This window comes from Haematobacter genomosp. 1, from assembly GCF_002196855.1.
GTDB lineage: Bacteria > Pseudomonadota > Alphaproteobacteria > Rhodobacterales > Rhodobacteraceae > Haematobacter.
Window position 1 is genome coordinate 116,280 of sequence record NZ_NIPW01000011.1, and the last position, 17,814, is coordinate 134,093.

Consider the following 17,814-nt stretch of genomic DNA (forward strand, 5'->3'; position numbering starts at 1 on the left):
AAGCCGGCCCCTTCCGATCAGATCGTCTGGTCGTAGTCACCGACCGAGGGTTCGGTGCGGATCACGCTGTCCAGATCCTGGAAGATCGCGCGGAGCTGCTCATCGCTTTCCGGGCTTTCGACCACGACGACGAGGTTCGGGGTGTTGGAGGACGCCCGCACCAGCCCCCAGCCGCCGTTCTCAAGGATGACGCGGGCACCGTTCACGGTCACCACTTCCTTGATCTTCACACCGCCGAGGGAGCCGCCTTCCTCCCCGCGTTTCACCAGCTTCTCCACGATCCGGCCCAGCACCTGATACTTCTCCGTATCCGGGCAGGCGGGCGACATCGTGGGCGAAGAGAAGGTCTTGGGCAGTGCCTTCTTCAGGTCGGAGAATTTGGCGCCCGGATTGCGGTCCATGAGCTTGCAGATCTCCACCGCAACGCGCATCCCGTCGTCGTAGCCACGCCCGATCGGTTCGGCGAGGAAGTAGTGGCCCGACTTCTCGAACCCCGCGAGAGCGCCCAGTTCCTTGACCCGGCGCTTCATGTAGCTGTGGCCGGTCTTCCAGTAATCGGCCTTCGCGCCCGCCGCGATCAGGTCAGGGTCGGAGGCAAAGAGACCGGTGGATTTCACATCCGCCACGAAGGTTGCGCCGGGATAGAGCTTCACCAGATCGCGCGCCATGATGACGCCCACCTTGTCGGCGAAGATCTCGTCGCCCTCATCGTCCACGACGCCGCAGCGGTCCCCGTCGCCGTCGAAGCCGAGCGCCATGTCCGCGCCCGACGCCTTCACGGCATGGGCCATGTCATGGAGCATCTCCATGTCTTCGGGGTTCGGGTTGTAGTTCGGGAAGGTGTAGTCGAGCTCGTTATGCAGCGGCACGACCTCAACCCCCATGCGCTTCAGCACTTCGGGCGCAAAGGCGGAGGCGGTGCCGTTGCCGGTGGCGCAGACGATCTTCAGCGGGCGCGAGATGCGGAAATCGCCGACCAGATCGTCCAGATACGCCTCCTTCACACCATCGACGAATTCGTACCTGCCCCCCTCGCGGGCCTCGCCCTCACCGTTCAGGACGATGTTCTTCAGCTCCGCCATCTCGTCCGGGCCATGGGTGAGGGGGCGCTCGAACCCCATCTTCACGCCGGTCCAGCCGTTCGGGTTGTGAGAGGCCGTGACCATCGCCACCGCGGGCGCATCCAGGTAGAACTGGCTGAAATAGGCCATGGGAGACAGCGCGGGGCCGATGTCCTTCACATGGATCCCCGCCTGCATGAGGCCGAGGATCAGCGCGTTCTTGATGGCGAGCGAATAGTCGCGATAGTCGTTGCCGACGGCGATTACCGGCTCGATCCCGCGTCTCCACATCTGCGTGCCAAGGCCCAGACCCAGCGCCGTCATGCCGGGCAGGTTGATTTCCTGCGGATACTTCCACCGCGCGTCATATTCGCGGAATCCGGTGGGGGCGATCATCGGATCGCGCAGGAATTCCCACGTGTTGGGCTTGGAGACGGGCAAGGGTTTCATACGGAACTCTCGTTTGGGGGGTCAGATGCGGATCGGGTCGGCTTTGGCAAGCATATCGAACGCCTTGAGACTTTCCAGAAGCGCGGGCATGCGATCAAGCCGGATCATGTTCGGACCGTCGGATGGCGCGTTGTCGGGGTCCTGGTGCGTCTCAATGAACACGCCCGCGATGCCGAGGGAGATGGCCGCCCGCGCCATGACGGGCGCAAATTCGCGCTGGCCGCCGGAAGCGGTGCCGAGGCCGCCCGGCTGCTGGATGGAATGGGTGGCATCCATGATGACCGGATATCCCGTCCGCACCATCTGGGGCAGGGATCGCATGTCCGTCACCAGGGTATTGTAGCCGAAGGTGGTGCCCCGCTCCGTCAGCAGGATACGGTCGTTGCCGGTGGAGGCGACCTTGTCGGCGACGTTCGGCATGTCCCAGGGGGCAAGGAACTGCCCCTTCTTTATGTTCACGGCCGCTCCCGTCCGCCCGGCGGCAAGCAGCAGATCGGTCTGGCGGCTGAGAAAGGCGGGGATCTGGATCACGTCCACCACCGCGGCCACATCCTCGCACTGCCAGCTCTCATGGACATCGGTCAGCACCGGCAGGCCGAAGATCTGCTTCACGCCCGCCAGAATGTTCAGTCCGGCTTCCATCCCCACGCCGCGCCTGCCGGTGAGGGAGGAGCGGTTGGCCTTGTCGAAGCTGGACTTGAAGATCAGTCCGATGCCCAGCCCGTCGCAGATCTCCTTCAGCCGGCCGGCGATCATCTGGGCGTGATCCGCCGTCTCCAACTGGCAGGGACCGCCAATGAGGACCATGGGAAGGTCGTTGCCGACCTCCACCTCTCCAATACGAAACGTTGTCATTCCGGCGTCTCCGTAACGCTGAATTCTGTTGACGCCAAAATAGGTAAGATCACGCGGAGCGCCAGTCCGGGCTGACCGGCCTCACGGCGGCAATCCGCTCGTCCCGCTCCTCTGCGGGCGCGCGTCCCATCTGCAGGACAGCCGCTGGTGCTGCCCCGTCGAGGGGCAGCTGGGCCTGCATCATCCCATTCTCCGCAGCATTTGCCGCGATGCTGCCGGGCCCCAGCGGCGCCAGCGGGCCGAGCGCTTCCCCGGAGCGGGTGCGAAACCGTCTTACCCGAATACTCATTTCTGAAATCACCTGTCCGAACAGGGGTATGGTGGCTTGTGTACCATCTGGATGCAACATTTTCGTGCAACCCGGGCGCCAGCCCCCTCTCCTTGCCTGCTTGTCCGACTTTTCGCGTCGTCCCGCGCGATGTGTCATGAACTTCCTACCATCGGGTAAACGCAACGATTGTCGCCGCGCGTCCCGATGCCTACCTAGTATCGCATGTCGATCTTGCCACCCGAAACCGCGCCGAAGCTTGTCCGGCAGATCGAATCCTGCCGGTTGTGCGCGGAGGATTTCGCACGCACCGCGACGGCCCACAAGCCGCGTCCGGTGGTCTGGTTCCGGCCGGGGGCGCGGATCCTTATCGCCGGTCAGGCGCCCGGCCTGCGTGTGCATGAGGCGGGGCGGCCGTTCTGGGATGCGTCCGGCAGGCGGCTTCGTGAGTGGCTGGGCATGTCGGAGGAGGAATTCTACGATCTCTCCCGCGTCGCCGTGGTGCCGATGGCCTTCTGCTTTCCCGGCTATGACGCCAAGGGCGCTGACCTGCCACCCCCGCCGCGTTGCGCGGCCGCATGGCACGATCAGGTGACTGAGGCGCTGGGCGAGATGCCGCTTCTGTTGCCGGTCGGTGGCCATGCCCATCGCTGGCATCTGGGCGCGAAAGGCGGCGTGACGGAGACCGTCGCGGGCTGGCGCGCCCATGCGCCGCGCGTCTTTCCCTTGCCTCATCCCTCCTGGCGCAATACCGGGTGGCTGAAACGGAACCCCTGGTTCGCGGCGGAGCTGCTTCCCGTGCTCCGGGCGCGGGTGCGGGAGGTGCTGGATGGAAGCTGAAGGAGCGGCGATGCAGAAGACGGCGATCGATCTGGCGCATGAGGCGATGGAGGCCCGTCCCGAGGACGATGCGCTTCGGCTTGCCTTCTATGAGCGGGTGGCCGATTCGGAGCTTTACCTGCTGCTCGAGGAGGAGACGGAGGACGATACCGTCCGTCCCCGCATCTTTCCGCTTGAGGACGGCGCGATGATCGCGGCCTTTGACCGGGAGGACCGGCTGGCTGCCTTTGCGGAAGGTGTTGCCCCCTATGTCGCCCTGCCCGGGCGGGTGGTCGCGGGCATGCTGGCGGGGGAGGGTCTGGGGATGGCGCTGAATCTTGGCGCAGCCTCCGGCTTTCTGATGCCCGCCGATGCGGTCCGCTGGCTGGCGGAGACGCTGGAGCGGGAGGCGGAGGAGCTGGAGGCCCGGCCGGAGGAAATCCTGCCGCCGCGTGGCCTGCCGGAAAGCTTTGTCGCGGCGCTGGATACCAAGCTGGCGCTGGCTGCCGGGCTTGCCCGGTCCGCCTATCTCGTGGGGGTGCGCTACGCGGACGGGCGGCCAAGCCACATGCTGGCCTTCATGGCCGCAGCTCCCGGTGCGACGCAGGCCTTGGTTCGCGCAACGCATGAGGCGCTGGCCTTTTCGGGGATCGAGGCCGGGGCGCTGGACGTGGCCTTCTTCGACCTCTCCGACCCGATCGCGGCGCGTCTTGCCCGCGTGGGCCTGCGCTTCGACCTCCCCGAAGCCACCCCCGTGCAGGTGGAGACGACGCCGCTTCCCCCCGGTATGGACCCCCTGAAGCCGCCGCGGCTGCGCTGACCTCGGGCGGTCCGCAAGTTTTCCTTTCCGCGCTGCGGCATGGTGGATAGGCTGGGGCAGGGGCTGAAGGGGACAGGCATGACTGGCAGGATCATCACCGTCGCGCAGCAGAAGGGCGGCAGTGGCAAGACCACCATTGCAGCCAACCTTGCCGTCGCGCTGGCGGCGGAGGGGAATTCGGTGGCGCTGATCGACACCGATCCGCAGGGTAGCCTTGGCCGCTGGTTCATGACGCGGCGGGAGCGGCTCGGGGACGCGGGGCTGGAATTCTCGACGGCCTCCGCATGGGGCGTGTCCTATGAATGCGACAAGCTGCGCAGGATGGCGGATTACGTCATCATCGACACCCCGCCAAAAGTGGACTCCGACCTTCGTCCCGCGCTGCGGGAGGCGGATCTGGTGCTTGTGCCGGTGGCGTCCTCGCATGTCGATCTCTGGGCGACGGAAGGGGTGCTCGATCTGGCGGAGCGGGTGAAGCGGACGGCGGTGCTGGTGCTGAACCGCACGAAACCCGGTACGCGTCTCGCAGCGGAAGTGGCCGAAGCCGCCCGTTCCCTGAACGCCGATCTTGCAGGCGCGACGCTCGGCAACCGGGTGGTTTATGCCGAGACGCTGGGGCAGGGGCTTTCGGCGCTGGAAGCCGCGCGGAGCAGCCCCGCCGCGCAGGAGATCGCCGCGCTGCGCAAAGAGATCAAGGAGCGACTGGCGACCTGAACGGCCGGAGAGCGGGCGTTCCGGCTGGGTCGCGGGAGCCGTTCCCCAGGGTGTCGCCGGGACCACCGGCGTGTCCCGATGCGGGCCGGTCAGGGCACCGGTGCCTTATCCTCACGCGGATCGCCGAACGGCCCGCTCCATCACAGGTGGCCCCGCCCGGTCCAAAAGGCTGCTGACAAGCCCTGAAGTCCCATGCCTCTTTCTGGAACCCCCTTTCTGGCAGCCCCCTTTCTGCAAGCCGGGAAAGCGGCTCGGAAATGACACGAACTGCGCGGGTCTCCGGCTGAATTTCGTCAGATTGCGAACGATGTTCGCTCCGATGCAGGGCTGATGGGCCTTCTGGTCCGTCTGCTCACGATGGTCGTCAACCCGTTACGCAACGCCTTCTTCCAGCTCGACCGCGGGCGTCCCGATGTGGATGCATGGGGAGCCGAGGCGACTGCCAGACAGGCTCTCATGCGCGGATTGGCTGACGCTGTGACCGAAGTCCAGTCCGGAGGTTGCTTCGGTCTGTTGATCGGGCTTCACCGCATCAGCGAGAGCACAACGGCGGTGCAGCCATGCTCCCTGTCGACAAGCTTGTGGTGGAGACCATAGCCGCCGGGACCGGTCTCGTAACAGGACCGCTGCCATGTCCCGCGCGCGGCCAGTTTCTGCACCAGCTTGCGGATAGGATCGAGGCGGTTCGAGCCCATGCGGATCCCATTCCACCGCCGCGCGTGCCGGGCGCGCCCGCAGCAGCAATCGGCCCCCCGACGCCCAGCCCGGCGACCGTGGTGCTCTCTCCCAGTCCCGAGGCTCGGTGTCAGCCCATATGGCGCAACCCTCGCACGAAGAATGCCGCAGGGAGGCCGCCGACACGGGTCAGCCCGCCTGAAGATCCGCAGTCCGACAGGCTGCCGAAAAAGCTCTGAAGTGTCCGGTCCATGCTCTGGAAATTGGGAAGTCAGTCCCGGACCCAGCAGCAATGCTTGGATTTCGGGCTGGATTTCCCGGATCGCGGACGATTTCCGCCACGCGCAGACCAGAGGCCCTTCAGCAGCCTCCCTAAGCCTTCATGCGCGACGGACTGGCTTCCCCGCTGCCAAGGTTCAGGCGGTAGCTCACCGCCTCTGCCACGTGAGCCTCCCGCACGGTCTCGGAACCCGCCAGATCGGCGATGGTGCGGGCCACGCGCAGCACGCGGTGATAGCCGCGGGCGGAAAGCCCGAACCGCTCCGCCACGCGATTGAGAAGCGTTTTGCCGGAACTGTCCGGCGTTGCGATCTCCTCCAGCAGACGGCCCTCCGCATCGGCATTGGAGCGGATGCCTGCTTTCCCTTCGTAGCGCCGGGTCTGCAGCGCCCGCGCCGCTGCGACGCGCGCGGCCACCGGAGCGGAACCTTCGCCCGTTTCCGGTCGGTCAAGGTCGGCATAGGCGACGGGCGGGACGTCCACCCGAAGGTCGAACCTGTCCATCAGCGGGCCGGAAATGCGCGCGAGGTAGTCCGCGCCGCAGTCGGGCGCCTTGGCGCAGGCCCGGGCAGGCTCGGCGAGGAAGCCGCATCGGCAGGGGTTTGCGGCGGCGACCAGCAGGAACCGGCAGGGGTAGCGGCTGTGGGCATTGGCGCGTGAGACGATGATCTCCCCGGTCTCCAGGGGCTGGCGGAGCGTTTCCAGCACGGCGCGGGGAAATTCGGGAAACTCGTCCAGAAACAGCACGCCGTTATGGGCGAGCGAGACCTCCCCCGGCGCGGCAGTGCGCCCACCGCCCACGATCGCAGCCATGGAGGCAGTGTGATGAGGCTCACGGAATGGGCGGCTTCTGGACAGCCCTCCCTCCCGGATCAGGCCCGAAAGCGAGTGTATCATGGAGGTCTCCAGCGCCTCGGCCGGCGAGAGCGGCGGCATGAGGGCGGGAAGCCGTGCGGCCAGCATGGACTTCCCCGACCCGGGAGAGCCGATGAGCAGGAGGTGATGCCGGCCCGCGGCGGCGATTTCCAGCGCCCGCTTCGCCCGTTCCTGTCCCTTGACATCGGCCAGATCCCGGCTGCTCGCCGGGGTCACGACCTCGCCCGGTTCGGCGGGGGGAAGGGGCTGTTGGCCGGTATAATGCCGCACCAGCTCCAGGAGCGAACGGGGTGCGATCACCTGCGCCGCCTCCACCCAGGCGGCCTCGCGCCCGCAATCCTTCGGGCAGACGAGACCGAGGTTTTCCGTGGCCGCTGCCATGGCCGCAGGCAGTGCCCCGCTCACCGCCTGCAACCGGCCGTCAAGCGACAGTTCGCCGATGAATACCGCCCCCTCCACCGCGTCCTTCGGCACGATATCGAGGGCGGCGAGCAGGGCAATGGCGATGGGCAGGTCGAAATGCGAGCCGATCTTCGGCAGGTCGGCGGGGGAGAGGTTGATGGTGATGCGGCGGCTGGGCAGGGCGATGGACATGGCCGCCAGCGCCGCCCGCACACGCTCCCGCGCCTCCGACACGGCCTTGTCCGGCAGACCGACGATGGAGAAGGCGGGCAGCCCGGCAGAAAGGGCGCATTGCACCTCCACGATCCGTGCCTCCACCCCTTCGAAAGCGACGGTATAGGCGCGGGCCGTCATCGGGAAACCTTCCTGCTGATTACGGCCCGACCTTGCCCCGAAGCGGTTTACAAATGGTTAATGCGTCCTGCACGTCAGGCCGAAAAGCGGTGGAACGGATGCGCGATCAGGCCTGCTTCCTGCTCCTCCGACAGACGCGCGCGCGGCAGCAGATAGGTGTGGATCGAAAAGACCACCGCGCGCGTCGCGGGCAGGCGGAGGATGCATTGCCGTTCCGCACGCACATAGCTTTCCGGCCCCGGCGCGGACCGGGGGGCGTATTCGGGGCGGGGGTGATGGAGAACCGCCGATCCGTAGGAAAGCGCGTTCACCCGCCAGAGCGGCTGTTCCGGCCGCACGGCGTCGAAGAGCCGCTGCACCCGCTTGGCCACGTCCGCGTCATAGCGCGGTACCGGCGTGTGGATGGAGAGCAACCCGCGCCCGAACTTTTCCCGCAGCGTCCAGCTTGCCGGAAAGCAGAGCACCGCACCCAGCAGCGCGTGTTCCCCGCCGCCGGGATTGTCGAGCAGACAGAGGTCGCATTGCACGAGCCGCCCCGCCGTGGCGAGCGGATCGCGCCGGTCGATCGCCACCTCGACGCCGTCAGGGCGACGAACAGTCTCCGCCTCCACGACGTAACCCGGATGGACTGCGATCTCCGATAGCACACGCTCCAGCAACTCCTCCGCCGCGGGCCGGGTGTTTTCCGCCAGCGCCAGAACGTCCTCCCGCCGCGTGGCGATCAGCCTGTCGCGGAGCGCCATCTGACCGGCGAAAGCCTCGTCCACGCGGAGCCAGTCTCCGGGCGCGAGGGGCTGGATGCCGGGAAGGCGGCGGGTCTTTTCATCCATCCATGCGGCGACGGGCAGGGCATCATGGAAAACGGGGGGCAGGGAGGGCGTGTCGGTCATGGACGATGCAAACCTGGCTGAGGGCTGGAAGCTGAAGGCTCCGGGCGGGAGCACGGTGCGCCATATTGGCGCAGGATCGGGGCGTCTCAAAGCGGCTTTCGCAGAGGCGGCGCTTGCCGAACCGGCCGTCAGGGCCTAAACGGCCCCCGTCAGCCGTGCCGGATGCGCGGCGCCCCCGTTCCGATCCGAGCCATTTTCCAAGCTGCCCGAGGAGCCGCCATGATCCCCCGTTATTCCCGCCCCGAAATGGTGGCCATCTGGTCGCCTGAGACGAAATTCCGCATCTGGTACGAGATCGAGGCCTATGCCTCCGACGCGCAGGCCGAGATCGGGGTTATCCCCAAGGAAAACGCGGAAGCGGTGTGGAAGGCCAGGGACGTGGAGTTCGACGTGGCCCGGATCGACGAGATCGAGGCCGTCACCAAGCATGACGTCATCGCCTTCCTCACCCATCTGGCCGAACATATCGGCGCGGAGCAGGCGCGGTTCGTGCATCAGGGCATGACCTCCTCGGACGTGCTGGACACGACGCTGAACGTGCAGCTCGTGCGCGCGGCGGACATTCTGCTGGCGGATATGGACAAGGTGCTGGCCGCGCTGAAGAAACGCGCGTTCGAGACCAAGGACATGGTGCGCATCGGCCGCAGCCACGGCATCCACGCGGAACCCACCACGATGGGCCTGACCTTCGCCCGCTTCTATGCGGAAATGGCGCGGGGCCGGGATCGGCTGGTGGCGGCCCGGGAGGAGGTCCGCACCGGCGCCATCTCCGGCGCGGTCGGCACCTTCGCCAATATCGACCCGCGGGTGGAGGAATATGTCTGCGAGAAGATGGGGCTGAAGCCCGAACCCATCTCCACGCAGGTCATCCCCCGTGACCGGCACGCGATGTTCTTTGCCACGCTGGGAGTGATCGCCTCGTCGATGGAGAATATCGCCATCGAAATCCGGCACATGCAGCGGACCGAGGTGCTGGAGGCGGAGGAATATTTCTCCCCCGGGCAGAAAGGCTCCTCCGCCATGCCGCACAAGCGCAACCCCGTGCTGACGGAGAACCTGACGGGGCTGGCGCGGCTCGTGCGGTCTGCCGTGACGCCTGCCATGGAGAACGTGGCGCTCTGGCATGAGCGCGACATCTCGCATTCCTCCGTGGAGCGGGGCATCGGGCCGGATGCGACGGTGCATCTCGACTTCGCCCTGAACCGGCTTGCTGGCGTTGTGGAAAAGCTGGTTGTGTATCCAGAGAACATGCTCAGGAACATGAACAAGTTCAAAGGGCTGGTCATGTCGCAGCGGGTGCTGCTGGCGCTGACACAGGCCGGTGTGAGCCGGGAGGACGCCTATCGTCTCGTCCAGCGGAACGCGATGAAGGTCTGGGAGCGGGGCGCGGATTTCAAGACGGAGCTGCTGGCCGACCCGGAGGTCACCGCCGCCCTGTCGCCCGCCGAGATCGAGGAGAAGTTCGACCTCGGCTATCACACCAAACACGTGGACACGATCTTCCGCCGGGTGTTTGGCGAGGCGTGATGCCGTCCGGCCAGGGGGCGATTGCATATTGCAACGAATCACCTTTGGCCGGACCCTTGCGTCTTCCACCACGAAAGGGAGACGGAGATGAAGACGAAACTGCTTCCTGCCACCGCCCTTGCGCTTATCGCGGCGCTGGGGCCGGGGATCGCGGCCGCGGCCTGCGGGGCGAAACATGTCTCGGCGCAGAATTGCGTGACGGGTCAGGTCTGGGATGACGCGGCCAGCCGCTGCGTGACGCCCGCCGGGTGATCCTTCGTCGAACCGGGGCGAACCGGGGCGGAGTAAGGTGACCGGGATGATATAAGCTGACCGGGGCGCAGAAAACCTGCCCCCGGTCAGCCGCCGATCTCATAGGGCAGGATGCCGCGGTGATCGGGGTCGATCCGCAGTCGGCGTTCCAGCGGCGGCACGGATCGCTGGTGGCAGTTGCGCCGCTCGCAGATCCGGCAGGAAATGCCGACCACCTCATATGATTTCTGCCGCGCGACGTTCAGATCGTCGGCATAGACGATGCTTTCCGCATGGCCGATCTCGCAACCGAGCGCGATGGCATAACGGCGGACCGGCGCCCCGAAGGAGCCTGCCGGTTTGGAGATGTCCCGCGCGATGGACAGATAACGAACGCCGTCCGGCGTCTCCATCAACTGGCGCAGGAAACGGCCCGGCGTCTCGAACGCCTGATGGACGTTCCACAGCGGGCAGGAGCCGCCGTAGCGGGCGAACTGCAGCCGCGTGGCGGAGTGGCGCTTGGTGATCGTGCCCGCCTGATCGACGCGGACGAAGAAGAAGGGCACGCCCTTCTCCCCCGGCCTTTGCAGGGTGGAGAGCCGATGTGCGACCTGTTCTATGGAGGCGCCGAAGCGGTCAGCCAGTCTTTCAAGGTCATGCCGCGTCTCCCGCGCCGCGGAAAGAAAGGCACGATAGGGCAGCAGCGCCGCCCCCGCGAAGTAATTGGCCATTCCCGTGCGGGCAAGCGCGCGGGCCTCCTCCGTCTGGAACCGGGCGAGGTCGAGCGTCGCCTCCAGCAGCGGGCGCTGGGTCAGCAGGGCGAGCTGGTGGAGCAGCTGAAACGTGCGCGTCGCAGGCGGGGCCGTGGTGGAGAGCGTGATGATCCGCCGCTCCGGATCCGCGCTGCGCAGGACCGGCGTGTCGGTCATTTCCACGCGGTAGCCGAGGCTGGCAAACACTTCCTCCGCCGCGGTGTGCGGGTCGCGCCGCCTGCCATCCACCCCATGGGTCAAGCGTTCCGCTGCACGATCCACCGCGTCGATGTAGTTGTCGCAATAGTGGAAGAAGTCGCGAACCTCCTCCCAAGGCGACAGGCGGAGCGCGCTTCCCTCCCGCCCCAGCACATCCTCCAGCGAGGCGAGACGTTCCTGACTTTGCCGATAGGCGCGGTGCAGGTCCAGAAAGGCGCGCGCCAGCACGGGGGCATTGGAGGCGGCGAGGCGCAGATCGCCCAGCGGCGGCGTGGACTCGCTGAAGACCGGATCCGCCAGCGCCTCCCGCATGTCGGAGACGATGCGCTCCCCCTCGCCGGTGGAAAGCTCCGTAACGTCCAGCCCGAATTCCTGTGCCAGCGACAGCACCACCCCGGTGGAGACGGGCCGGTGGTTGTTTTCCATCTGGTTCAGATAGGGAAGGGAGACGCCCAGCTTCTCGGCAAAGACCTTCTGCGTCAGGCCAAGGCGGGTGCGCGTCTCCCGCAGCTTCACCCCGGCATACAGCTTTTGCATCGCCATGGCGGCCTCCTCTTTGCAAATATCACCATAAGCTTTGCAAAGGTAGCTGCAAGCCCTAGCGGCGCAGCCAGAGCAGGGGCGGGAGGCCGAGCAGACCGATCACCGCCATGAACAGCAGCAGCGGCATCGCCCCGCTCTCCCCGCCCCCCAGCAGGAAGGCGGCAAGGGCGGCGCAGGCCGCGCCCCCGCCCAGCGTCACCGCACCCCCCAGCCCGGAGGCAGAGCCCGCCAGCTCCGGCCGCACGGACAGCATTCCCGCCATGGCATTGGGCATTGTCAGGCCGTTCCCGACACCGACGCCTGCGATCATGCCGAAGAAGAGCGTGACGCTCAGCAGGCCGGACACCTCCAGCGCCAGAAGGGCCAGCGCGAAAAGCATGCAGACGACATTGCCGAATACCACCATCCGCTCGATCCCGAAGCGCAGCGACAGCCGGCCCGACAGGAAGTTGCCCAAGGCATAACCGACGGCGGGACAGATGAACCCGATGCCGAGCTGCATGGGCGTAAGCCCGTAAAGGTCGCTCGCGACAAGGGGGGCACCGCCGACATAGGCGAACCACACCCCGGAGGAAAAGGTCGCGGCGTGACAAAACCCCCAGAAGCGGCGGGAGGACAGAAGGGCGGGATAGGCGCGGAATTGCTGCCGGAAACCGCCGTGGCTCCGAAGCGGCGCCGTCTCGCCCAGATCGGCCCATGCAAGGGCAAGAAGCGCCCCGCCCGCGATAAGGAGGAGCGTGAAGCTCGCCCGCCATCCGAAGGTCTGGTCGAGGAGGCCGCCCAGCGTCGGCCCGATCATCGGGGCAATGGACATGCCGAGCGTGACATAGCCGATCATCGCGGCTGACCGTTCCGGCGGGTGCGTATCCCGGATGATGGCACGGGAGAGCACCATCCCCGCCACGATCACCGCCTGTAACATGCGGAAGGCGAGGAACAGCTCCACCGTCGGCGCGAGCATGACCCCGAGCGTCGCGACCAGATAGCCCGCGACGGAGGCGAGCAGCACCGGCCGTCTGCCGAACCTGTCGGAAATCGGGCCGATCGCGAGTTGCAGAACCGCATTGGCCACCAGAAACAGCGACACGCCAAGCTGCACCACGTGGTAATCGGTGCCGAAATGCCGCGCCATCGTCGGGAGGGATGGCAAGAAGATATTGGTCGTGAGCGCGGGCAGCGCTGCCATGAAGATCAGCGTACCGATATGGGGCGGCGATTTCCGGTCAAGGAAACGTGTCGTGCTGCGAGGGGGAGGGAATGTCGCGGTCATATCCGGCTGCTAGAGCCCCTGCATCCGCGCGTCCATTCCAAAAGCGGCATGATTGACGAATAGCGACATTTGGTGTCGCTCCTGCGATTGTTATATTTGCTAAATTTGCAATTTGCATTTGTTTCTGCCAAACATATTTGCAAATATCCTTGAAAGCTCTTTCCCGCCCTCGATGCCCCGCATAGGGTGCCACAAAAGCCGGAGGGGAAGATGAAGGACATTCTCGAAGCGCTGGAGGAACGCCGGGCGGAGGCGCGGCTGGGCGGGGGCGAGAAGCGCATCGCCGCACAGCACGCCAAGGGCAAGCTCACCGCCCGCGAACGGCTGGACGTCCTGCTGGACGCGGGCTCGTTCGAGGAGTTCGACATGTTCGTCAAGCACCGCTCGACCGACTTCGGCATGGAGGAGTCGCGGCCCGCGGGCGACGGGGTCGTCACGGGCTGGGGCACGATCAACGGCCGCATGGTCTATGTGTTCAGCCAGGATTTCACCGTGTTCGGCGGCTCGCTCTCCGAAACCCATGCACAAAAGATCTGCAAGATCATGGACATGGCGATGCAGAACGGCGCGCCGGTGATCGGTCTGAACGATTCCGGCGGCGCGCGGATCCAGGAGGGCGTGGCCTCGCTGGCAGGCTATGCGGACGTGTTCCAGAAGAACGTGCTGGCCTCCGGCGTGGTGCCGCAGATCTCTGTCATCATGGGGCCTTGCGCGGGCGGTGCGGTCTATTCCCCCGCCATGACGGACTTCATCTACATGGTCCGCGATTCCTCTTACATGTTCGTGACCGGTCCCGATGTGGTCAAGACGGTGACGAACGAGGTCGTGACGGCGGAAGAACTGGGCGGCGCCGGCACGCATACGCGCAAATCCTCCGTGGCTGACGGCGCGTTCGAGAATGACGTGGAGGCGCTGATCGAGATCCGGCGGCTGTTCGATTTCCTGCCGCTCAACAACCGGGAGAAGCCGCCCGTCCGCCCGTTCTTCGATGATCCCGCGCGGGTGGAGTCGAGCCTCGATACGCTGATCCCGGACAATCCGAACCTGCCCTACGACATGAAGGAGCTGATCCTCAAGATCGCGGACGAGGGCGATTTCTTCGAGGTGCAGGCGGATTACGCGAAGAACATCCTGATCGGCTTCATCCGGTTGGAAGGCACGACGGTTGGCGTCGTGGCGAACCAGCCGATGGTGCTTGCGGGCTGTCTGGACATCGACAGTTCGCGCAAGGCGGCCCGCTTCGTGCGCTTCTGCGATGCGTTCGAGATCCCGATCCTGACGCTGGTGGACGTGCCGGGCTTCCTGCCGGGGACCAGTCAGGAATACGGCGGCGTCATCAAGCATGGCGCGAAGCTGCTCTTCGCCTATGGCGAGGCGACGGTGCCGAAGGTGACGGTCATCACCCGCAAGGCCTATGGCGGCGCCTATGACGTGATGGCGTCCAAGCATCTCAGGGGCGACTTCAACTATGCCTGGCCTACGGCGCAGATCGCGGTGATGGGTGCGAAAGGCGCGGTGGAGATCCTCTACCGCTCGGAGCTTGGCGACCCGGAGAAGATCGCGGCGCGCACGGCCGAGTACGAGGAGCGGTTCGCCAATCCGTTCGTCGCGGCAGAGAAGGGCTTCATCGACGAGGTGATCCAGCCCCATTCCACCCGTCGCCGCGTGGCGCGCGCCTTTGCCAGCCTGCGGGGCAAGAAGCTCGCCAATCCGTGGAAGAAGCACGACAACATCCCGCTCTGACGCGGGGATCGGGGTGGGCGTTCTCATGGCGGGACTTGTGGCACTACCTGTGATGGGAGGCGCGGAGGCGATCCGCGTTCCCTCCGGCGCGGCCGTGACCTTTCAGGAGATGCTCAGCGACACGGAGGGGCCGGAGGGGCTGACCTTCCGCTTTCGTTTCGTGGTCAGGCCGATCGGCGAGCAAGGCATGGAGGAGCAAGGCATGGAGCAGGACATGCGCGCCCTCTGCGAAGCCTTCGCGCTGCCGCGCATGTCCCGCCTCGCTGAATCGCCCGCGCAGGTGGTGATCTCCGTCGCGGATCGCGCTATTGCCTTCGGTGACGCCGATCCCGGCGTCGTCCAGTTCTTCGAGGCCTACCGGATCGAGAACGGCCACTGCATCTGGGAGGCGTTCTGATGCTCAAACACCGCGGATTTCCGGGTCGATACCCCGGCACCGATTTTCAGTTTACCGTGCGCCGCGCCAACAAGGAGGGCGCGACGAAACTCATCTCCCGCAAGCGCTATGCCGACCGAAGGAAGGTCGATCGCGCCGTGGACGAGGCTTTCATGGCTGCCCTCTGGCAACAGTTCGGAGAGGAGCCGTTCGAGCGGGGAAACCTCGATGCGGGGCGGCTGTCGTGGCTGTTCATGCAGGAGGTGTTTCCGGCCGAAGACCCGTTCGACCCGGAAAGCTACGAGGCGCTGCTGCGCATCGATCCGGTGAAGGCGCGCCGCTCCTTCCCGCAGGTTTTCGCGGCGCCGGAAGCCCCCGTCCAGGAGGAATGGGAGGATTGGGGCGACGGGGAGGATGAGGGTTGAAAAAGGGCAGGCGGACTCCCGCGCATTGTGGAAGTCCGCCTGTCGAAGGCCATTGCGCCGGGTGACGGAGAAGGCATGTTGATCGCGGGCGGGTTGCCGCTCCGGTCCATCCAGACCGTCAACCTTTCCTGACTTGCCGACCCGTATCCCCCCGGAGCGGGTCGGCCTTTCAGGCGGGATCCCCGGCATGTGAGGAATGTCATGGCAGTCCGGCCTGTCGCCGCGGCTCGCCTGAGGGATGTGACGGAAGGGACGGAGAATGTTCAAGAAAATCCTGATCGCGAACCGGGGAGAGATCGCCTGTCGCGTCATCAAGACGGCGCGGAAGATGGGGATCAAGACGGTCGCCGTCTATTCCGATGCCGACCGCAACGCGCTGCATGTGAAGATGGCGGACGAGGCGGTCCATATCGGCCCGCCGCCCGCCAACCAGTCCTACATCGTGATCGACAAGATCATGGACGCCATCCGCCAGACCGGCGCGGAGGCCGTGCATCCGGGCTATGGCTTCCTGTCGGAGAACCGCAAGTTCGCTGAGGCGCTGGAGAAGGAGGGCGTGGTCTTCATCGGCCCGCCGTCCTCCGCCATCGAGGCGATGGGCGACAAGATCACCTCCAAGAAGCTGGCGCAGGAGGCGGGCGTCTCCACCGTGCCGGGTTACATGGGGTTGATCGCCGACGCGGATGAGGCAGTGCGCATCGCCGGGGAAGTGGGTTTCCCAGTGATGATCAAGGCTTCCGCAGGCGGCGGCGGCAAGGGGATGCGGATCGCGTGGAACGCGGAGGAAGCCCGCGAAGGCTTTGAATCGTCGAAGAACGAAGCGGCGAATTCCTTCGGGGATGATCGGATCTTCATCGAGAAGTTCGTCACCCAGCCCCGCCATATCGAAATTCAGGTTCTGGCCGACAAACACGGCAACTGCGTCTATCTTCATGAGCGCGAATGCTCCATCCAGCGGCGCAACCAGAAGGTGATCGAGGAGGCGCCGTCGCCTTTCCTTGACCCGGAAACCCGCAAGGCGATGGGGGAACAGGCCGTCGCGCTGGCCAAGGCGGTGGGCTACACCTCCGCAGGCACGGTGGAATTCATCGTGGATGCGGAGCGGAAGTTCTACTTCCTCGAAATGAACACCCGTCTGCAGGTGGAGCATCCGGTTACCGAACTCATCACCGGCATCGACCTTGTGGAACAGATGATCCGCGTGGCCGATGGCGAGCCTCTGCCCTTCCGGCAGGAAGACCTGAAGATCAACGGCTGGGCGATGGAAAGCCGCCTTTATGCCGAAGATCCCTACCGCAACTTCCTGCCCTCCATCGGGCGGCTGTCTCGCTATCGTCCGCCGGAGGAGTTCCATCACGCGGATGCGGTGGTTCGCAATGATACCGGCGTCTATGAGGGCGGCGAGATCTCCATGTATTACGACCCGATGATCGCCAAGCTCTGCACCTGGGCCCCTGACCGGGAAGCGGCGATCGAGGGCATGGAAAAGGCGCTCGACGCCTTTGAGGTGGAGGGGATCGGTCACAACCTGCCGTTCCTGTCGGCCGTGATGGCCCACCCGCGTTTCCGCAGCGGCAACATCACCACGGCCTTCATCGCGGAGGAATATCCCGAGGGGTTTCAGGGCGTGACGCTGCCGGAGCCGCTGGCGCGCAAGGTGGCGGCTGCCGCGGCCGCGATGTTCCGCGTGACGGAGATCCGCCGCTCCCGCATCTCCGGGCGAATGGACAATCACGAGCGCAAGGTGGGCGACAGCTGGGTTGTGTCGCTTCAGGGCGAGGACCTGAACGTCGACGTTGAGGCGGATCGTGACGGCTCCACCGTGACCTTCGAGGATGGTGCGGAGCATCGTGTCATCTCCGACTGGCGGCCGGGGCAAACGCTCGCCCATGTGACCATCGACGAAGAGCCGCTGACGCTGAAGGTGGGGTATACGACCTCCGGCTTCCGCATCCGCTTTCAGGGTGCGGACATGAAGGTTCACGTCCGCAGCCCGCGGCAGGCCGAGCTGGCCCGGCTCATGCCGGAGAAACTGCCGCCCGACACGTCGAAATTCCTGCTCTGCCCGATGCCGGGGCTCATCGTCCGCATCTTTGTGGAGGAGGGGCAGGAGGTCCAGGAAGGTCAGGCGCTTGCCGTGGTGGAGGCGATGAAGATGGAGAACATCCTGCGCGCGGAAAAGAAGGCCGTCGTGAAGCACATCGCCGCCGAACCCGGCGCCAGCCTGGCCGTGGACGACATCATCATGGAGTTCGAGTGACCGGG

Annotated in this window: 18 protein-coding genes; 10 read left to right on the top strand and 8 right to left on the bottom strand. The window is 65.8% G+C overall.

The genetic code is table 11. From position 1 onward, the window contains the following. Positions 1-17: 17 nt before the first annotated feature. The 3 genes from CDV49_RS08760 to CDV49_RS20860 are packed head-to-tail and all read right to left on the bottom strand — an operon-like array spanning position 18 to position 2,550. Positions 18-1,511, bottom strand: coding sequence for a phosphomannomutase/phosphoglucomutase (locus CDV49_RS08760; protein ID WP_088215162.1), 1,494 nt, complete (start codon positions 1,509-1,511; stop codon positions 18-20). Between the two features lie 21 nt (positions 1,512-1,532). Continuing rightward, the gene (kdsA, locus tag CDV49_RS08765; protein WP_088215163.1) at positions 1,533-2,366 is read right to left on the bottom strand and encodes a 3-deoxy-8-phosphooctulonate synthase; all 834 of its coding nucleotides are present in this window, start codon (positions 2,364-2,366) and stop codon (positions 1,533-1,535) included. 49 nt (positions 2,367-2,415) lie between these two features. Beyond that, positions 2,416-2,550, bottom strand: coding sequence for a hypothetical protein (locus CDV49_RS20860; protein WP_256947289.1), 135 nt, complete (start codon positions 2,548-2,550; stop codon positions 2,416-2,418). Between the two features lie 318 nt (positions 2,551-2,868). Here CDV49_RS20860 and CDV49_RS08770 point away from each other — a divergent pair, with 318 nt between their 5' ends. The 3 genes from CDV49_RS08770 (at position 2,869) to parA (ending at position 4,987) form a co-directional block, all read left to right on the top strand. Further along, positions 2,869-3,474, top strand: coding sequence for a uracil-DNA glycosylase family protein (locus CDV49_RS08770; RefSeq protein ID WP_373447792.1), 606 nt, complete (start codon positions 2,869-2,871; stop codon positions 3,472-3,474). Further along, positions 3,464-4,273 carry an SseB family protein gene (locus CDV49_RS08775; RefSeq protein WP_256947290.1) on the top strand — a complete coding sequence of 270 codons (810 nt, stop codon included), beginning with the start codon at positions 3,464-3,466 and terminating at the stop codon, positions 4,271-4,273. The genes CDV49_RS08770 and CDV49_RS08775 overlap by 11 nt, the downstream gene beginning before the upstream one ends. Positions 4,274-4,351: 78 nt before the next feature. After that, positions 4,352-4,987: a ParA family partition ATPase gene (gene parA / locus CDV49_RS08780; RefSeq protein ID WP_088215250.1), complete on the top strand. Its 636-nt coding sequence runs from the start codon at positions 4,352-4,354 to the stop codon at positions 4,985-4,987. 524 nt (positions 4,988-5,511) lie between these two features. On the opposite strand, the gene CDV49_RS20450 is transcribed toward parA, so the two are convergent. From CDV49_RS20450 to CDV49_RS08790, 3 genes are all read right to left on the bottom strand, one after another. Next, positions 5,512-5,682 (bottom strand): hypothetical protein, encoded by a 171-nt coding sequence (locus tag CDV49_RS20450; protein ID WP_179209151.1) that lies wholly within the window; start codon positions 5,680-5,682, stop codon positions 5,512-5,514. Between the two features lie 352 nt (positions 5,683-6,034). Further along, the gene (locus CDV49_RS08785; RefSeq protein WP_088215165.1) at positions 6,035-7,573 is read right to left on the bottom strand and encodes a YifB family Mg chelatase-like AAA ATPase; all 1,539 of its coding nucleotides are present in this window, start codon (positions 7,571-7,573) and stop codon (positions 6,035-6,037) included. Between the two features lie 74 nt (positions 7,574-7,647). Then, positions 7,648-8,463 carry a heme-dependent oxidative N-demethylase family protein gene (locus CDV49_RS08790; protein WP_088215166.1) on the bottom strand — a complete coding sequence of 272 codons (816 nt, stop codon included), beginning with the start codon at positions 8,461-8,463 and terminating at the stop codon, positions 7,648-7,650. Between CDV49_RS08790 and CDV49_RS20455 the strand changes: the two genes are divergently transcribed. The 3 genes from CDV49_RS20455 to CDV49_RS20460 all read left to right on the top strand — a co-directional run bounded on the left by CDV49_RS20455 (position 8,462) and on the right by CDV49_RS20460 (position 10,242). Next, positions 8,462-8,602 (top strand): hypothetical protein, encoded by a 141-nt coding sequence (locus tag CDV49_RS20455; RefSeq protein WP_179209152.1) that lies wholly within the window; start codon positions 8,462-8,464, stop codon positions 8,600-8,602. The genes CDV49_RS08790 and CDV49_RS20455 overlap by 2 nt on opposite strands. A gap of 80 nt (positions 8,603-8,682) precedes the next feature. Beyond that, positions 8,683-9,990, top strand: coding sequence for an adenylosuccinate lyase (purB, locus tag CDV49_RS08795; protein WP_088215167.1), 1,308 nt, complete (start codon positions 8,683-8,685; stop codon positions 9,988-9,990). A gap of 87 nt (positions 9,991-10,077) precedes the next feature. Then, on the top strand, positions 10,078-10,242 hold the full coding sequence (locus CDV49_RS20460; RefSeq protein ID WP_156961335.1) for a hypothetical protein: 165 nt from the start codon (positions 10,078-10,080) through the stop codon (positions 10,240-10,242). A gap of 86 nt (positions 10,243-10,328) precedes the next feature. Here the strand turns inward: CDV49_RS20460 and CDV49_RS08800 are convergent, their stop codons facing one another. Beyond that, positions 10,329-11,735, bottom strand: coding sequence for a helix-turn-helix domain-containing protein (locus tag CDV49_RS08800; RefSeq protein WP_088215168.1), 1,407 nt, complete (start codon positions 11,733-11,735; stop codon positions 10,329-10,331). 55 nt (positions 11,736-11,790) lie between these two features. Then, positions 11,791-13,005: a multidrug effflux MFS transporter gene (locus CDV49_RS08805; protein ID WP_088215169.1), complete on the bottom strand. Its 1,215-nt coding sequence runs from the start codon at positions 13,003-13,005 to the stop codon at positions 11,791-11,793. A gap of 210 nt (positions 13,006-13,215) precedes the next feature. On the opposite strand from CDV49_RS08805, the gene CDV49_RS08810 reads away from it, so the two are divergent. The 4 genes from CDV49_RS08810 to CDV49_RS08825 all read left to right on the top strand — a co-directional run bounded on the left by CDV49_RS08810 (position 13,216) and on the right by CDV49_RS08825 (position 17,809). After that, complete coding sequence (locus CDV49_RS08810; RefSeq protein WP_088215170.1) at positions 13,216-14,748, top strand: acyl-CoA carboxylase subunit beta; 1,533 nt, start codon at positions 13,216-13,218, stop codon at positions 14,746-14,748. A 25-nt stretch (positions 14,749-14,773) separates the two neighbouring features. Continuing rightward, positions 14,774-15,145 (top strand): DUF6497 family protein, encoded by a 372-nt coding sequence (locus tag CDV49_RS08815; protein ID WP_143413146.1) that lies wholly within the window; start codon positions 14,774-14,776, stop codon positions 15,143-15,145. Beyond that, positions 15,145-15,549, top strand: coding sequence for a hypothetical protein (locus CDV49_RS08820; RefSeq protein WP_088215172.1), 405 nt, complete (start codon positions 15,145-15,147; stop codon positions 15,547-15,549). The genes CDV49_RS08815 and CDV49_RS08820 overlap by 1 nt, the downstream gene beginning before the upstream one ends. 259 nt (positions 15,550-15,808) lie before the next feature. Continuing rightward, complete coding sequence (locus CDV49_RS08825) at positions 15,809-17,809, top strand: acetyl-CoA carboxylase biotin carboxylase subunit (RefSeq protein ID WP_088215173.1); 2,001 nt, start codon at positions 15,809-15,811, stop codon at positions 17,807-17,809. Positions 17,810-17,814 lie beyond the last annotated feature (5 nt).

Coding starts and splice junctions, on each gene's coding strand:
- CDV49_RS08760 (WP_088215162.1), bottom strand. CDS start 1,511: ATGAAACCCTTGCCCGTCTCCAAGCCCAACACGTGGGAATTCCTGCGC.
- kdsA (WP_088215163.1), bottom strand. CDS start 2,366: ATGACAACGTTTCGTATTGGAGAGGTGGAGGTCGGCAACGACCTTCCC.
- CDV49_RS20860 (WP_256947289.1), bottom strand. CDS start 2,550: ATGATGCAGGCCCAGCTGCCCCTCGACGGGGCAGCACCAGCGGCTGTC.
- CDV49_RS08775 (WP_256947290.1), top strand. CDS start 3,464: ATGGAAGCTGAAGGAGCGGCGATGCAGAAGACGGCGATCGATCTGGCG.
- parA (WP_088215250.1), top strand. CDS start 4,352: ATGACTGGCAGGATCATCACCGTCGCGCAGCAGAAGGGCGGCAGTGGC.
- CDV49_RS20450 (WP_179209151.1), bottom strand. CDS start 5,682: ATGGGCTCGAACCGCCTCGATCCTATCCGCAAGCTGGTGCAGAAACTG.
- CDV49_RS08785 (WP_088215165.1), bottom strand. CDS start 7,573: ATGACGGCCCGCGCCTATACCGTCGCTTTCGAAGGGGTGGAGGCACGG.
- CDV49_RS20455 (WP_179209152.1), top strand. CDS start 8,462: ATGGACGATGCAAACCTGGCTGAGGGCTGGAAGCTGAAGGCTCCGGGC.
- CDV49_RS08790 (WP_088215166.1), bottom strand. CDS start 8,463: ATGACCGACACGCCCTCCCTGCCCCCCGTTTTCCATGATGCCCTGCCC.
- purB (WP_088215167.1), top strand. CDS start 8,683: ATGATCCCCCGTTATTCCCGCCCCGAAATGGTGGCCATCTGGTCGCCT.
- CDV49_RS20460 (WP_156961335.1), top strand. CDS start 10,078: ATGAAGACGAAACTGCTTCCTGCCACCGCCCTTGCGCTTATCGCGGCG.
- CDV49_RS08800 (WP_088215168.1), bottom strand. CDS start 11,735: ATGGCGATGCAAAAGCTGTATGCCGGGGTGAAGCTGCGGGAGACGCGC.
- CDV49_RS08805 (WP_088215169.1), bottom strand. CDS start 13,005: ATGACCGCGACATTCCCTCCCCCTCGCAGCACGACACGTTTCCTTGAC.
- CDV49_RS08810 (WP_088215170.1), top strand. CDS start 13,216: ATGAAGGACATTCTCGAAGCGCTGGAGGAACGCCGGGCGGAGGCGCGG.
- CDV49_RS08815 (WP_143413146.1), top strand. CDS start 14,774: ATGGCGGGACTTGTGGCACTACCTGTGATGGGAGGCGCGGAGGCGATC.
- CDV49_RS08820 (WP_088215172.1), top strand. CDS start 15,145: ATGCTCAAACACCGCGGATTTCCGGGTCGATACCCCGGCACCGATTTT.
- CDV49_RS08825 (WP_088215173.1), top strand. CDS start 15,809: ATGTTCAAGAAAATCCTGATCGCGAACCGGGGAGAGATCGCCTGTCGC.